This window comes from Allobosea sp. BK604, from assembly GCF_004341515.1.
GTDB lineage: Bacteria > Pseudomonadota > Alphaproteobacteria > Rhizobiales > Beijerinckiaceae > Allobosea.
The window spans coordinates 65,429-80,643 of record NZ_SLZF01000013.1 but is presented as its reverse complement, the minus strand read 5'-3'; the positions used below and the strand labels follow the sequence as shown (position 1 = coordinate 80,643).

Sequence of the window (15,215 nt, the reverse complement as noted above, 5' to 3'; positions counted from 1 at the left end):
ATGAGACGATAGGCGCTCGCGGATGATCCGATCGGGCGCGGAGGCCGCTTAGCCATGCAGCCAAGTCCCGCATCGCCTATGATTTCCTCCACCGTCCGAACGACCAGGGCGAGATCGCTCGCCTTGCTGCTGCTGGCCGAAACATTGGCCATGGCGGCATGGTTCGCCTCCTCTGCCGCCGTCGCCGCAATCCGGCACGAGCAAGCCCTGGAGCCGTTGAGCGAGGTCTTGCTGACCAGTTCGGTGCAGGGCGGCTTCGTGCTCGGCACACTTGCCAGCAGCCTGCTCGGCCTCGCCGATCGCTACGATCCGCGCCGGCTCTTCGCGTTATCCGGGCTCGCTGCCGCCATGCTGACGATGCTCCTGACCGTCCTGCCGCCCGCGGGACCGGCCGCAATCATCCTGCGGATCGCGACGGGCGCCTGCATGGCCGGCATCTACCCGGTCGGAATGCGCATGGCCGCGACCTGGGCGAACAGGGATCTCGGCCTGCTCATCGGCCTGCTGGTCGGAGCGTTGGTGATCGGCTCGGCCAGCCCGCACCTGCTTGCCGCCTTCGACGGCATCGGCTGGCGCGACATCTATCTGGGTGCGGCCGCGTCGACGCTATGCGGCGCCGGCCTCATCCTGCTCGCCGGCCTCGGCCCCAATCTGGTGCAGAGCTCGCATATCGACCTGGGGCGGCTTGGCTGCGCCTGGCGCAACCAGGCGATCCGCCTCGCCAATGCCGGCTATTGCGGCCATATGTGGGAACTCTATGCGATGTGGGCCTGGCTCGGCGCCTTCCTGCAGCAGGTCATGGCGGAACGCGGGTCGCAGGCGGCGCATGGCACCGCGGAATTGCTGACCTTCGCCGCGGTGGCGGCCGGCGCAGTCGGAGCGTGGCTCGGCGGCTGGCTCGCCGACAGGATCGGGCGGACCTCCGTCACGATCGGGGCCATGGCGATCAGCGGCGGCTGCGCGCTGCTGATCGGCTGGCTGACGGCGGCTCCGATCCTGCTTGGCATCGTCGCGATCATCTGGGGAATGTCGGCCGTCGCCGATTCCGCCCAGTTCTCGGCAAGCGTCGCCGAATTGAGCGAGCCCGCCATGGTCGGCACGATGATCACAGCGCAAACCTGCGCCGGCTTCGTGGTGACGCTCGTCAGCATCCACCTGGTGCCGCCCCTCGCCGCATGTCTCGGCTGGAAGGCGGCCTTCGCGATGCTGGCGCTGGGACCGGCAGCCGGATGCTGGGCGATGTGGCGCCTGCGCCACCACCCGGATTCACGGAAGCTGGCGGCCGGGCGACGCTAAGGCGCCGGCCTAGGATGAGGCATACTGCGCGAGATTCCGCCTGATCCGCTCCACCGGGTCCTCGCCCGGCCCGGGCAGCGCGAACCCGGTTCCGGTGATCGTCTCGAAGGCGCGGATATAGACCTGCGAGGTCTGCTCGATGAGCTCGGCCGGGATCTCCGGGATCGGCTCGTTATAGGGATCGCAACGCGTCGCGACCCAGTTGCGCACGAAATCCTTGTCGAAGCTCTCGGGCTTCTCGCCCCCCGCGAAGCGTTCGGGATAGCTCTCGGCGAACCAGTAGCGGCTGCTGTCCGGCGTATGGATCTCGTCGGCGAGGATGATCCTGCCGCCGGCATCGACACCGAACTCGTATTTCGTGTCGGCCAGGATGAGGCCGCGCTCGCGTGCCATCGCCTGGCCGCGCGCGAAGAGCGCCAGTGCATAGTGCGATACCGTTTCCCACTGCTCCTTGCTCAGCAATCCCTGCGCCAGGATCTCGGCCGCCGTCAGCGGCTCGTCATGGCCGCCGTCGAACGCCTTGCTGGTCGGGGTGATGATCGCCTGCGGCAGGGCCTCGTTGTCGCGCAGCCCGTCCGGGAAGCGGGCGCCGTACATCTCGCGGGCGCCCTGCTTGTACATGGTCAGGATCGAGGTGCTGGTCGTGCCGGCGAGATAGCCGCGCACCACGATCTCGACCGGCAGGATCTCGAGCCGGCGACCGACGACGACATTCGGGTCGGGATATTCGAGCACATGGTTCGGGCAGATATCGGCGGTATTCTCGAACCAGAACCGGGCGGTCTGGGTCAGCACCTGCCCTTTGAGCGGGATGCAGGCGATGGCGCGGTCGAAGGCGCTGAGCCGGTCCGTCGAGATCAGGATGCGCCGCCCGTCCGGCAGGTCGTAATTCTCCCGGACCTTGCCGCGATAGTAGTTCGGCAACTCCGGGATGACGACTTCCTCGATGGCCTTGTATGCGGGCATGGCTCGGATCGCTTCGTTCTGATGGGACTCGTCTCTTAGCCGAGCGCGAAGGCCGGCACCATCGCGCAAGTTCGGATCGGCGCGATGCCGCGTGGGACGCGGCAATTTGCAACCCTCGCCAGCCCAATTTGGCATTGCAAATCGCCAGCGGATGGGCGGATGAGAAGCCGCTCTCCACCGCTGACCGTCACTGCAATGCCACCTTCTCCCTCGCCCCACCCCGCCTCGCTCCTGCGGAGGCTCGCTCCGACGCGGAAGCTGCGCGCCCTGGTCCGCACCAGCGAGCTCGGCCTCATCGCGGTCGCCGCGGGGATCGGGGTCCTGGCGGGTCTTGCGGTCACGGCGATGAGCAGCGCCCGCCCAATGGCTGCACCGGCTGATCTTCGCGCTGAACGAGGGCGAGAGGCTGAGCAGCAAGAGCGGCATCGATCCCTATACCGCGCTGCTGGCGCCGATCTGCGGCGGTGCGCTGCTTGGCCTGCTGCTGCTGATCGTAGCGCGCTGGCGCACCCGGGTCGCGGTCGACCCGATCGAGGCCAATGCGCTCCATGGCGGCCGGATGTCGCTGTCGGACAGCGTGCTGGTCGCGCTGCAGAACCTGATCTCGAACGGCTTTGGCGCCTCGGTCGGCCTGGAGGCCGGCTATACGCAGATCTCGGCCGGGCTGGCCTCGCGCATCGGCATCGCCTTCGAGACCCGCCGCAACGATATGCGCACCCTGGTCGGCTGCGGCGCCGCGGCCGCGATCGCAACCGCCTTCAACGCCCCGCTGGCGGGCGCCTTCTATGCCTTCGAGCTGATCATCGGCGCCTATTCGATCGCGACGCTGACGCCCGTCATCGTCGCGGCGCTGTGCGGCACGTTCACGGCCCGGCTGCTGGTCGGGAGCACCTTCCTGATCGAGGTCGGAGAGTTCGGCAACGTCGTCAACGCGGATTATGTCCCGGCGCTCGTGCTCGGCGTGCTCTGCGCCGGCTTCGGCATCCTGATCATGCAGGGCGTGACCCTGGTCGAGGCCGTTGCCCGGCGGCTGGTGAAGCCGGCGGCGCTGCGGCCGCTGCTCGGCGGCGCCGTGGTCGGCGGGCTCGCGCTGATCTCGCCCCAGATCCTCTCGGCTGGGCACGGCGCGCTGCATCTCAATCTCGGCGTCACCCTCGCCACGGGCAGCCTGATTGCGCTGATCGCGCTCAAATCGCTGGCTTCGGCGATCTCGATCGGCTCGGGCTTCCGCGGCGGCCTGTTCTTCGCCTCGCTCTTCCTGGGCACGCTGATCGGCAAGCTCTACGCGGCATTCGCGCCCGTGCTCTTCTCCGATGCGACGCTGACGCCGGTGATCTACGCCATCGTCGGCATGAGCTCGCTCGCGGTCGCGGTCATCGGCGGGCCGCTGACCATGACATTCCTTGCGCTCGAGCTGACCGGCGACTTCCCGATCACCGTGCTCGTGCTGGTGGCGGTGACCGCCTCCTCGCTGACGGTGCGCAAGACCTTCGGCTATTCCTTCGCGACCTGGCGCTTCCATCTCAGGGGCGAGAGCATCCGCAGCGCCCATGATATCGGCTGGATCCGCAACCTGACGGTCGGCCAGATGATGCGCCGCGATGTCCGCACCGTGCGCAGCGACACCAGCATCGCCGTCCTGCGCCGCGATTTCCCGCTCGGCTCGACGCAGCGCGTCGTGATCGTCGATCATGCCGATCGCTATGCCGGCATCGTGCTAGTGCCGGAGGCCTTCGACCTCACGCTGGACGAGGCGGCCGCGACGACCAGGCTCGACGATCTGCTGCGCTTCAAGGCGGCCATGCTGACCCCGGCGATGAACGCCAAGGAGGCCGCCGCCATCTTCGACAAGTCGGAGAGCGAGGCGCTCGTCGTGGTCGACGATCCGGTCAAGCGCAACGTCATCGGCCTGCTCACCGAAAGCCACACCCTGCGGCGCTACAGCGAAGAGCTCGACCGGCGCCAGCGCGAGGTCTCGGGCGCGATCTGACCGGCGCTGCGCAAGGAATCCTTCGCCATTCGGCCTATTCCCACCCCTCATGCCGCAAGAGGCTTGGACAGAGACGGGCGCGCCGCGCTAGCTTGGCTGCCTGACAACCCGTTTTCTGCGAAGTCGCCCCGACCCGTCCGAGGACATCATGCCTAAATCCGAACTCATCGCCGCGCTTGCCCCGGAGATCTCCGCGATCCGTCGCGATTTCCACCGCAATCCCGAGCTGCTCTACGACGTGCAGCGCACTGCCGGGATCGTCGCGGACAAGCTGAAGGAATGGGGCGTCGACGAGGTGATCACCGGTATCGGCCGCACCGGCGTCGTCGGCGTGATCAAGGGCAAGAAGCAGAATTCCGGCAAGGTCATCGGCCTGCGCGCCGACATGGACGCGCTGCCGATCCATGAGGAGACCAATCTCGAGCATCGCTCGACCGTGCCCGGCAAGATGCATGCGTGCGGCCATGACGGCCACACCGCGATGCTGCTCGGCGCCGCCAAGTATCTGGCCGAGACCCGCGATTTCGACGGCACCGCAATCATGATCTTCCAGCCGGCCGAAGAAGGCGGCGCCGGCGGCAAGGAGATGTGCAAGGACGGGCTGATGGAGCGATTCGGCGTGCAGGAGGTCTATGGCCTGCACAACATGCCGGGCCTGCCGGTCGGCAAATTCGCCATCCGCAAGGGGCCGATGATGGCGGCAGCCGATCGCTTCCTGATCAAGATCGAGGGCCGCGGCGGCCACGCCGCCAAGCCGAACGAGACCAACGACCCGCTGATCGCCTCCTGCCACCTGGTCACGGCGCTACAGACGATCGTCGCGCGCAATGCCGACCCGCTAGAATCCCTGGTGGTCTCGGTGACGCAGATCAAGGCCGGCGACACGTTCAACGTCATCCCGCAGCATGTCGAGATCAAGGGCACGGTGCGCACGCTCTCGCCGGAGATGCGCGACCTCGCCGAGAAGCGCTTCCGCGAGATCGTCGCCGGCTTCGCGCTCTCCTTCAACCTGCTCTGCGACCTCGCCTATGATCGCGGCTATCCGGTGACGTTCAACCATGCCGGCCAGACCGATTTCGTCACCAGTGCTGCCAAGAACGTCTTCGGCGCCGAGGCGATCGAGACCGAGATCCCGCCGACCATGGGCTCGGAGGATTTCTCCTACATGCTGGAGGAACGTCCCGGCGCCTATATCTTCATGGGCAATGGCGACTCGGCCGGGCTGCACCACCCGGCCTATGAGTTCGACGACAAGGCGATACCGGTCGGCGTGACCTATTGGGCGAGCCTGGTCGAGATCGCCATGCCGCAGCGCGCGGTCTGACAGCGAACGATCCATGGCGGATATCGATTGCCTGGTGATCGGGGCCGGCGTCGTCGGCCTCGCAGTGGCGCGGGCGCTGGCTCTGGCCGGCCGCGAGGTCGTCATCGCCGAAGCGGCCGAGGGCATCGGCACGCAGACCTCGGCGCGAAACAGCGAGGTCATCCATGCCGGCATCTATTATCCGCCGGGCTCGCTGAAGGCGCGGGTCTGCGTCGAGGGCCGCAAGCAACTCTATCGCTATCTCCAGGAGCGTGGCCTGCCGCACAAGGCCTGCGGCAAGCTGATCGTGGCGACCTCGGCAAGCCAGCGCCCGGTCCTGGAAGGCATCGCGGCGCGGGCGGCGGCCTCCGGCGTCGATACGCTGCGCTTCGTCGATACCGCCGAGGCGCGGGCGATGGAGCCCGAGGTCGCCTGCGAGCTTGCCCTGCTCTCCCCCGAGACCGGCGTCGTCGACAGCCATGCTTTCATGCTCTCGCTGCTCGGCGAATGCGAGGCGGCGGGCGGCTCGCTGGCGCTGCACACGCCGATTTCCGGCTGGCGCCGCGAGGCCGACGGGTTCAGCGTCGATTTCGGCGGCGACGATCCCGCGACCTACACGGTCAAGAGCATCATCAATTCAGCCGGCCATGGCGCGCCACGCCTGCTCGGCAAGCTCGACGGCTTCCCGGCCGAGCATGTTCCGAAGCAGTCCTTCGCCAAGGGCAATTATTTCTCGCTGCTGGGCAAGCAGCCCTTCACGCATCTGATCTACCCGGTGCCGGAGGCGGCAGGACTCGGCATCCACGCGACGATCGACATGGCCGGGCGGGTCAAGTTCGGGCCGGATGTCGAATGGGTCGAGGACGACCAGGACCTTGTCGTCGATCCTGCCCGGGCCGAGCGCTTCTATGCGGCGATCCGGACCTACTGGCCCGGCCTGAAGGACGGCGCGCTCGTCGCCGACTATGCCGGCATCCGGCCGAAGCTGCATGGTCCGACCGAGCCGATGCCGGATTTCCGCATCGACGGGCCGGCGGTGCATGGCGTGCCGGGACTGGTCAACCTGCTGGGGATCGAGAGCCCGGGGCTGACCTCGTCGCTGGCCATCGCAGAGCTGACGGTCGAGCAGTTGCGGTAGGCGCGCGCCGTCATGCTCGGCCTTGTGCCGAGCATCCACGTCTTGGGCAGCGCGCTGCATCGACGAAGACGTGGATGGTCGGGACAGGCCCGACCATGACGGAAAAAGGCTCGCCCTGCCCGGAAATGACGGCGTGTATCAGCCGCGCAGCGCCGTGACCTTCTCGCGCGCTTCCTTCGCGAGCTGGGTCACCTTCGCCCAGTTGCGCTCGGCGACAGCATCGGCCGGGACCAGCCAGGAGCCGCCGACGCAGATAACCTGTTTCAGCGCCAGGTAATCGCCGAGATTGCCGAGGCCAACGCCGCCGGTCGGGCAGAACCGCATTTGCGGGAACGGGCCCGACAGCGCCTTCAGCGTCGCCGTGCCGCCGGCCTGCTCGGCCGGGAAGAACTTGCAGGTCAGCCGTCCGGCGGCGACGGCGCGCATGCAATCGGACGCCGTGGCGACGCCGGGCAGCCAGGGCAGGTTGGCGGCGCGCATGGCGTTGTCGACGATCTCGCTGAAGCCGGGGCTGACCACCACCTTGGCGCCGGCCTGCTTGACGTCGGAGACCTGGCCCGGTGTCACCACCGTGCCGGCGACCGGCAGGATCTCGGACAGCTTATGGGCAATCGTCTCCAGCGCCGTCATCGCGGCCGGACGACGCAAGGTGATCTCGATCACGTCGATGCCGCCCGCCAGCAGCGCCTGCGCCAATGGCAGGGCGACCTCGGCATCATCGATGACCACGACCGGGACAACGCCGCAGGCACTGAGACGCGCGATTTCGGGTTCGGCTGACATGTGTTTCCTCCTGACCCGCTGCGCTTACGCCTTGGCCCAGTAAACGTCGAGCCCCTGCTGGCGGCGCAACAGGATGCCGACCGGATAGGCGGCCGGCAAATCCTGCGCCGCCTTCAGGGTCTCTTCCTTGTCCTCGCCCGCGATCAGCAGCGCCGCCCAGCCGGCCGATCTCAGCCTGGCGGGCGAAAGCGAGATGCGCGGCGGCAGTCCGGCCGGCTTTGCCGCCACGGCGTGGACCGCATCGCCCGCATTCGCAGCCGCGTCGTCGCCGGGAAAAAGCGAGGCGATATGCCCGTCCGCCCCCATGCCGCTGACGAGGACATCGATCGGCGGCAGGCGGGACAGCACGCCGTCGAGGCTGCGCGCCGCCGCTGCGAGATCATCGCCGGCATTGTGGAAGGAGACGAAGCCGGCGCCGCCCTCGCGCAGCGGGGCGAAGGCCTCGCGGATCATGCGCTCGTTCGAGGCCGGGTCGTTCGGCGCGACGAAACGCTCGTCGGTCGGCAGCACGGTGACCTTGTCCCAGGCGAGGGCACGCTCCCCCAAAGTCCCAAGGAAGCGCGCCGGCGTGTTGCCGCCGGGCACGGCAAGCAAGGCCGAGCCGCGCGCCGCGATCGCGGCCGAGAGCGCGACGGCCACGGCCTCGGCCAGCGCCTCCGAGGTATCGGCAAGGCTCTCGAAGCGATACCAGGCGACGGGTCCGGCAGCTGCGCTCATTCCAGCGGTTCCGGATCGGCCCAGGAGCGGCCCTCGCGCTCGATCAGGCCGATCGCCTGCGACGGGCCCCAGGAACCGGCGGCATAGCGATGCGGCTGCGGGTAATAATCCTGCCAGCCGGCGAGGATCGGGTCGATCCAGGTCCAGGCCTGCTCGACCTCGTCGCGGCGCATGAACAGGGTCTGGTCGCCACGAATGACGTCGGTGAGCAGGCGCTCATAGGCGTCGGGCGAGCGCACGCCGAAGGCCGTATCGTAGCGCAGATCGAGCTGGCGCGGCACGATCTTGAGCTTGCCGGAACCCGGCACCTTCATCATCAGCTGCAATTGCACGCCATCATCGGGCTGGAGCCGGATGACCAGGCGATTGGCGTTGAGCTGCTCGCAGCCCGGCGCGCCGCCGAAGATCGAATGCGGCACCGGCTTGAAGGTGACGGCGATCTCGGAATAGCGCTGCGCCATGCGCTTGCCGGTGCGCAGATAGATCGGGACGCCGGCCCAGCGCCAGGTCTCGAGCTCGCAGCGGATCGCGACGAAGGTTTCGGTATTGCTGAGCTGGCCGAGCTCATCGGTATAACCCTTGACGCGCGCGCCCTCGGCGACGCCGGGCCCGTACTGACCGCGCACGGTGTAACGCTGCACATCGGGCCCGACGATCGGACGCAGCGCCTTCAGCACCCTCACCTTCTCGTCGCGCACGGCATCGGCCTCGAGCAGGTTCGGCGGCTCGATGGCGAAGAGGCAAAGCAGCTGCAGCACATGGTTCTGGACCATGTCGCGCAGATGGCCGGCCTTGTCGTAATAGCCGGCGCGGGATTCGAGGCCGACGGTCTCCGCCACCGTGATCTGGACATTATCGATGTCGCGGCTCGACCAGGAGCGCTCGAACAAGGTGTTGGCGAAGCGCAGGACCAAGAGGTTCTGCACCGTTTCCTTGCCGAGATAATGGTCGATCCGGTAGGTGCGGCTTTCCGGCAGGATCTTCGCCACCGCATCGTTGATGGCGCGGGCCGAGGCGAGGTCGCGGCCGAGCGGCTTCTCCAGGATGACGCGCGAGGTCGGCGTCAGGATCTCGGCCTTGGCGAGATTCTCGCAGATCGGGATGAAGAGGTCCGGCGGGGTCGAGAGATAGAAGGAGCGGACGCGCTCGGACTCGCCCAGGGCCGCCTTCAGCGCCGGATAGGTCTCGGGCTTCAGCGCATCCATCTGCACCATGGTGAGCCGGCGCAGGAAAGCCTCGATTCGATCGGCAGGAAGGCCGGAGCTCGCGAGCTTCTTGGCGATCTCGCCCGGCAGGCCCTCGACATCCTCGGTCTTGCGGACGATGCCGAGGATACGGCTTTCCTCCGGCAGCACGCCCTCCTCGTTGCGCTGCGCCAGCGCCGGGAAGAGCTTGCGCAAGGCAAGGTCGCCGCCGGCGCCGAAGATCACCAGGTCGAAGGGCGGGACCGGCGTGCGCTCCGGCGAGGCTTCCAGCTTCAAAACGCGGTCAGCGATGGCGTCCATGGCGATGGCCTCCGTGGCGAGAACCGGCTCACGTTAGCCGGCCGCTACGACGAGACTTAGACGGTTTCGCAGGCGCACCCAAGCGACGATAGCGCGCAGCCGTCTTGCTCAGGCGTGACGCCGGAAGCCCTCGCTCGCCGTCAGCAATTGCTGGGCATAGGCGGTCTGCGGCGCGCGCGCAGCCAATGTCGCCGCGCTCATCTCCTCGACGCCGCGGCCGAATTGCATGACCAGCAGACGCTCGCACATATGGGCGACGACCGCGAGATCATGGCTGACGAGAATGTAGGTGAGCTTGCGCTCGTGCCGCAGGGCCTGGAGCAGGTTCAGCACCTCGGCCTGGATGGAGACGTCGAGCGCCGAAGTCGGCTCGTCCAGCAGCAGGATGGTCGGCTCCAGCACGAGGGCGCGGGCAATCGCGACGCGCTGGCGCTGGCCGCCCGAGAGCTGGTGCGGATAGCGGAAGCGGAACGAGGTCGGCAGGCCGACATCGGTCATGGCCCGGCCGATCCGCGCCTCGGCATCGCGAATGCCGTGGATCGCGAGCGGCTCGGCCAGGGCGTCGTCGACCGTCTTCTTCGGATGCAGCGAGCCGTACGGGTCCTGGAAGACCATCTGCACGGCGCGATAGAAGGCTCTGTCGCGGATCTTGGGCTGGCTCTTGCCGAGGATTTTTGCCTCGCCGCTCCACTCGCGGTTCAGGCCGGCGAGGACGCGCAGCACGGTCGACTTGCCGGAGCCGGATTCGCCGACGATGCCGTAGCTCTCGCCGGCCGCGACGTCGAAGGAAAGGTCCTTCACGACATGGGAGTCGCCGAAGGAGACGTTGAGCTTCTCGACGGAGATGGCGGGTTGCGCGCTCATGCCAGCCATGCCGGGTCGCGGTTCAAGGTGGCGAGCTTCGCCTTGGGATGGTCGAGATCGGGCAGGCAGCCGAGCAGGCCGCGCGTGTAGGGGTGCTGGGCCTGCTCCAGCTCGCTCGCCTGCAGCGTCTCCATCACCTTGCCGCCATACATGACGATGACCCGGTCGCAGAAGGACTTCACCAGATGCAGGTCGTGGCTGATGAAGATCAGGCCCATGCCGCGGCTGGTGACGAGGTCGTCGAGGATCTTCAGGACCTGGAGCTGCACGGTGACGTCGAGCGCCGAGGTCGGCTCGTCGGCGATCAGGATATCGGGCTCGGCGATCAGCATCATCGCGATCATGACGCGCTGGCCCATGCCGCCCGAGACCTCGTGCGGGTAGAGAGCGTAGACGCGCGCGGGCTCGCGGATCTGCACCGCCTCGAGCATGGCGAGGCTGCGCTCCCTCGCCTCGCGCGAGCTCGCCTTGTGATGGACGCGATAGGCCTCGGCGATCTGCTCTCCCACGGTCTGGACCGGGTTGAGCGAAAATTTCGGGTCCTGCATCACCATCGAGATATGGCGGCCGCGCAGCTTGCGGCGCGTCCGCCTGTCCATCGTGAGCAGGTCCTGGCCGCGATAGACCATGCGGTCGGCCAGGACCTCGCCGGGATGCGGGATCAGGTCGAGGATGGCGCGGCCGGTCATAGACTTGCCGGAGCCGGACTCGCCGACGATGCCGAGCCGCTCGCGGCCGAGCGTAAAGGAGAGGCCGCGCACGGCGCGCACGATGCCGGTCGGCGTGTGGAAATTGACCCGCAGATTGTCGAGTTCGAGAAGCGGCTGCTCGAGGGGCGTGTCGGGAGCGCGCATCATCTCACCTCGCATCCATGACGTCGCGCAGCCCGTCGCCGAGCAGGTTGAAGCCGAGCGCGACGATGCAGATGGCGATGCCGGGGAAGGTCGCGACCCACCATTGATCGAAGATCTGCTCGCGGCCGGTCGAGATCATCGCGCCCCATTCCGGGATCGGCGGCTGGGCGCCGAGGCCGAGGAAGCCGAGCCCGGCGGCGGTCAGGATGATGCCGGCCATGTCGAGCGTGGTGCGCACGATCAGCGAGGGCAGGCACATCGGCACGACATGCCGGAGCACGACGCGCCATTGCGAGGCGCCCTGCAGCCGCACGGCCGAAATATAGTCCTGGTTGCGGATGATCAGCGTCTCCGCGCGGGCGACGCGGGCATAGGGCGGCCAGGCGGTGAAGGCGATGGCGATGACGGCGTTCTCCAGCCCGGGGCCGAGCGCCGCGACGAAGGCGAGCGCCAGCACCAGGCGCGGGAAGGCGAGGAAGACGTCGGTGATGCGCATCAGCACGCGGTCGACCCAGCCGCCGAGATAGCCGGAGGCCGCGCCGATCAGCAGGCCGAGCGGGCCGACCGTGACGACCACGAGCAGCACGATGACTAGCGTGACGCGAGCGCCGTAGACGATGCGGCTGTAGATGTCGCGGCCGAGCGAGTCCGTGCCGAACCAATGCGCGGCCGAGGGCGGCAGCAGCCGGCCGTCGAGATTCTGGGTCAGCGGGTTATGTGTCGCGATCAGCGGCGCGAAGGCGGCGATCAGCAGCAACGCGACGACGATGACGAGGCCGATGACGGCGAGCGGATTGCGCCGGAAGGCGAGCCATTGCCGGTAGAACTGGCCGAGCCTGGCCTGCCGGCGCGAGGCCGGGGAATCGGTGATGAGATAGTCGGTCCAGGAGCTCATCGCCTCACCTCGCCCTCGGATCGGCCAGCCGGGCGAAGATGTCCGACAGCAGGTTGACGCCGATGAAGACCGCGCCGATCACCAGGGTGCCGCCGAGCACGGCGTTCATGTCGGCGTTGAGCAGGGCATTGGTGATGTAGCGGCCAAGGCCGGGCCAGGCGAAGATCGTCTCGGTCAGCACCGAGCCTTCGAGCAGATGCGCATAGGAGAGCGCGATCACGGTGACCAGCGGCACGACGGCGTTGCGCAGGGCGTGGTGCCAGATCACGCGCGCCTCCGACATGCCCTTCACGCGGGCGGCGATGACATATTGCTGCTGCAGCTCGGTGATCATGAAGCTGCGGGTCATGCGGCTGACATAGGCGAGGCTGAAGAGACCGAGCACGGCAGAGGGCAGGATGAGATGGGAGAAGCCGTCCCAGAAGGCCTCCCACTCGCCCTGCATGGCGGCGTCGATCAGCAGCACGCCCGTCACCGGCGTGACGAAATCCTGCCAGGCGACGCCGATGCGTCCGGGGCCGCCGACCCAGCCGAGCTTGGCATAGAACAGCAGCAGGCCCATCAGGCCGAGCCAGAAGACCGGGATCGAATAGCCGAACAGGCCGATGACGCGGGCGATCTGGTCCGGCCAGCGGCCCTGGTTGACGGCGGCGAGCACGCCGAGCGGGATGCCGAGCGAGACGCCGATCAGGGTGCCGAGCGTGGCGAGCTCCAGCGTCGCCGGGAAGACGCGCTTGATGTCCTCGGTCACGAGCTGCGCCGTCAGCACGGAGGTGCCGAGATCGCCGCTGAAGACCTTGCCGATATAGATGGCGAATTGCTGCCAGAGCGGTTTGTCGAGCCCGAGATCGAGCCGCGCCTTCTCATAGACATCGGGCCTGGCATTGTCGCCGACGACGGCGAGGACCGGATCGATCGGGATGACGCGCGCGATCAGGAAGGTCACGAGCAGCAGGCCGAACATGGTGATGGCGACGGTCGAGAGCTCGCGCCCCGCGATCCGGCCCCAGCGGACCGATCGGCCCGCCCATTTCTCACGCAATGAGGCCATTCAACAGTCCACCAGCAACAGAGAAAGCCGCCGCAACCTGACGGAGGCTGCGGCGGGGCACGGGAGCCGGAGGCTCAGTTCTTGGCGATCGGCGCGTAGAAGTTGGTGTCGGAGCTCGGCCCGATCGCCCAGCCGCTGACGCCCTTGCGGTCGGCGGAGACCTCGATCTGCTGGAACATGATGACGAAGGGCGAGACCTTCTGGTGCTCGCGCTGCAGGCCCTCATATTCGGCCTTGCGCTTGTCGGCGCTGGTCTCCAGCACCGCGGCCTGGGTGATCTTGGTCATGGCCGGGATGTCCCAGGCATTGCGCCAGGCCAGAGTCTTCGACTTCGCCTCCTCGCCATTATCCTCGTTGATGGCGAAGGTCTCGGCATTGGTGTGCGGGTCGAGATAATCCGGGCCCCACTGGCCGATATAGATGTCGTGGGTGCGGGCGCGGTACTTGGTCAGGGTCTGCTTGCCGTCGCCGGGGATCAGCTCGAGCTTGACGCCGGCCTGGGCCCAGTTCGACTGGATCGCCTGCGCGATATCGGTGATCGGATTGACCGAGCGGGTGTCCATCGTGACGGTGAAGCCGTTCGGCAGGCCGGCCTTGGCGAGCAGTTCCTTGGCCTTGGCGGGATCGAACTTGTAGGGCTTGTCGTCGATGGCGCCGAGGAAGCCCTTGGGCAGGAAGGATTCGTGGCCCTTGTAAGTGCCCTCGACGATGTTGCGCTCGATCGAGTCGTAATCGACCAGGTATTTCAGCGCCTCGCGAACCTCGGGCTTGGCGAGGTTCGGGTTCTTCTGGTTCAGGCCGAGATAGAGGATGTAGCCCTTGTCGCCCTGGACGATCTCGATGTTGGCGTTCGTCTTGACCGCGGCGAGCTGGTCCTTGGAGAGGTTGCGGGCGATGTCGACATCGCCCTTCTCCAGCAGCAGGCGCTGCGAGGCCGGCTCGGCGACATGGCGGACGATGACGCGCTTGTTCTTCGGCGCGCCCTTGTACCAGGCCTCGTTGGCCTCCAGCGCATATTGCTCGTTCGGACGATAGGCGCGGACCTTGTAGGCGCCCGAGCCGGCCGAGTTCAGCTTGAGCCAGGCATTGCCGAAATCGCCATCCTTCTCATTGGCCTTGACCAGCTTCGAGTCGACGATCGAGGCGACGCCGGAGGTCAGGCAGTTGAGGAAGAAGGTCGGCGCGTAAGGCTTGGAGACCGTGACGACCAGCGTGGTGTCGTCGGTCGCCTTCACCTTCTCCAGCACATTGTCCTTGGTGAAGCCGAACTGGGCGAGGATGAAGCCCGGCGACTTGTTGAGCGTGACGGCGCGCTGGAAGGAATAGACCACATCGGCGGCGGTCAGCGGATTGCCGGAATGGAACTTGACGCCGGGGCGCAGCTTGAAGGTGTAGGTCAGGTTGTCGGGGCTGACGGTCCAGCTCTGGGCGAGTTCGCCGACCAGCGCGTTGTTGTTCTTCAGGTCGACGCCCATCAGCTTGTCGTAGACATTGGCGCCGACCTCGACGCCGGAGAACTCGAAGGCCTCGGCCGGATCGAGCGAGATGATGTCGTCGATCTGCTTGGCCATCACGATGGTGTCCTTCGGCGTCTGGGCCAGGACAGGCGTCGTCATCAGGGCGGCAAAAGCGGAGGCTGCGAGCAGTTTCGCTACGTGACGCATGAAATTCCCCATTGTTCGTTGTGTGGGCGTCCAGCGCCCATTGCTGGCAATCTGGAACCAGATCGCGATTGATGTCCAGCGTATCACTCAACCGACGCGAGCCGGGAAGGGCCTGATCGCCCAGTTCACAGGCATCGCTGCCCATTGCCTATGCAATATCGCACGAGGGCCGGCTTTGCGGCCCGTCGC

The 15,215-nt window shown here is 67.2% G+C and carries 12 protein-coding genes and 1 pseudogene; 4 read left to right on the top strand and 9 right to left on the bottom strand.

Annotated elements, in window-relative coordinates; translation table 11 throughout:
• Positions 1-54: 54 nt before the first annotated feature.
• Complete coding sequence (locus tag EV560_RS31340; RefSeq protein ID WP_131859779.1) at positions 55-1,296, top strand: MFS transporter; 1,242 nt, start codon at positions 55-57, stop codon at positions 1,294-1,296.
• Between the two features lie 9 nt (positions 1,297-1,305).
• On the opposite strand, the gene EV560_RS31335 is transcribed toward EV560_RS31340, so the two are convergent.
• Entirely contained in the window at positions 1,306-2,262 is a 957-nt protein-coding gene (locus tag EV560_RS31335; protein WP_131859778.1) for a phosphoribosylaminoimidazolesuccinocarboxamide synthase, read from the bottom strand.
• Positions 2,263-2,457: 195 nt separating this feature from the next.
• Here EV560_RS31335 and EV560_RS31330 point away from each other — a divergent pair.
• The 3 genes and pseudogenes from EV560_RS31330 to EV560_RS31320 all read left to right on the top strand — a co-directional run bounded on the left by EV560_RS31330 (position 2,458) and on the right by EV560_RS31320 (position 6,693).
• Positions 2,458-4,252, top strand: a pseudogene (locus EV560_RS31330) (chloride channel protein).
• Between the two features lie 148 nt (positions 4,253-4,400).
• On the top strand, positions 4,401-5,576 hold the full coding sequence (locus EV560_RS31325) for a M20 aminoacylase family protein (protein WP_131859777.1): 1,176 nt from the start codon (positions 4,401-4,403) through the stop codon (positions 5,574-5,576).
• Positions 5,577-5,589: 13 nt separating this feature from the next.
• Positions 5,590-6,693 carry an NAD(P)/FAD-dependent oxidoreductase gene (locus EV560_RS31320; RefSeq protein WP_131859776.1) on the top strand — a complete coding sequence of 368 codons (1,104 nt, stop codon included), beginning with the start codon at positions 5,590-5,592 and terminating at the stop codon, positions 6,691-6,693.
• Between the two features lie 138 nt (positions 6,694-6,831).
• Here EV560_RS31320 and eda read toward each other — a convergent pair whose 3' ends face one another.
• The 8 genes from eda to EV560_RS31280 form a co-directional block, all read right to left on the bottom strand.
• Positions 6,832-7,476: a bifunctional 4-hydroxy-2-oxoglutarate aldolase/2-dehydro-3-deoxy-phosphogluconate aldolase gene (gene eda, locus EV560_RS31315; protein ID WP_131859775.1), complete on the bottom strand. Its 645-nt coding sequence runs from the start codon at positions 7,474-7,476 to the stop codon at positions 6,832-6,834.
• A gap of 24 nt (positions 7,477-7,500) precedes the next feature.
• Positions 7,501-8,193, bottom strand: a complete 693-nt coding sequence (pgl, locus tag EV560_RS31310; protein ID WP_131859774.1) for a 6-phosphogluconolactonase — start codon at positions 8,191-8,193, stop codon at positions 7,501-7,503.
• A complete protein-coding gene (zwf, locus tag EV560_RS31305) occupies positions 8,190-9,698 on the bottom strand; it encodes a glucose-6-phosphate dehydrogenase (protein ID WP_207908166.1) in 1,509 nt (502 codons plus the stop codon). Before zwf ends, pgl begins: the two co-directional genes overlap by 4 nt.
• A gap of 108 nt (positions 9,699-9,806) precedes the next feature.
• Positions 9,807-10,562 carry an ABC transporter ATP-binding protein gene (locus EV560_RS31300; protein ID WP_131859773.1) on the bottom strand — a complete coding sequence of 252 codons (756 nt, stop codon included), beginning with the start codon at positions 10,560-10,562 and terminating at the stop codon, positions 9,807-9,809.
• Positions 10,559-11,419 (bottom strand): ABC transporter ATP-binding protein, encoded by an 861-nt coding sequence (locus EV560_RS31295; RefSeq protein ID WP_248312297.1) that lies wholly within the window; start codon positions 11,417-11,419, stop codon positions 10,559-10,561. The genes EV560_RS31300 and EV560_RS31295 overlap by 4 nt, the downstream gene beginning before the upstream one ends.
• Before the next feature lies 1 nt (position 11,420).
• Positions 11,421-12,311 (bottom strand): nickel transporter permease, encoded by an 891-nt coding sequence (gene nikC, locus EV560_RS31290; protein WP_131859772.1) that lies wholly within the window; start codon positions 12,309-12,311, stop codon positions 11,421-11,423.
• Positions 12,312-12,315: 4 nt separating this feature from the next.
• Entirely contained in the window at positions 12,316-13,362 is a 1,047-nt protein-coding gene (locus EV560_RS31285; RefSeq protein WP_131859771.1) for an ABC transporter permease, read from the bottom strand.
• 74 nt (positions 13,363-13,436) lie between these two features.
• On the bottom strand, positions 13,437-15,026 hold the full coding sequence (locus EV560_RS31280; protein ID WP_248312296.1) for an ABC transporter substrate-binding protein: 1,590 nt from the start codon (positions 15,024-15,026) through the stop codon (positions 13,437-13,439).
• Positions 15,027-15,215: the final 189 nt, after the last annotated feature.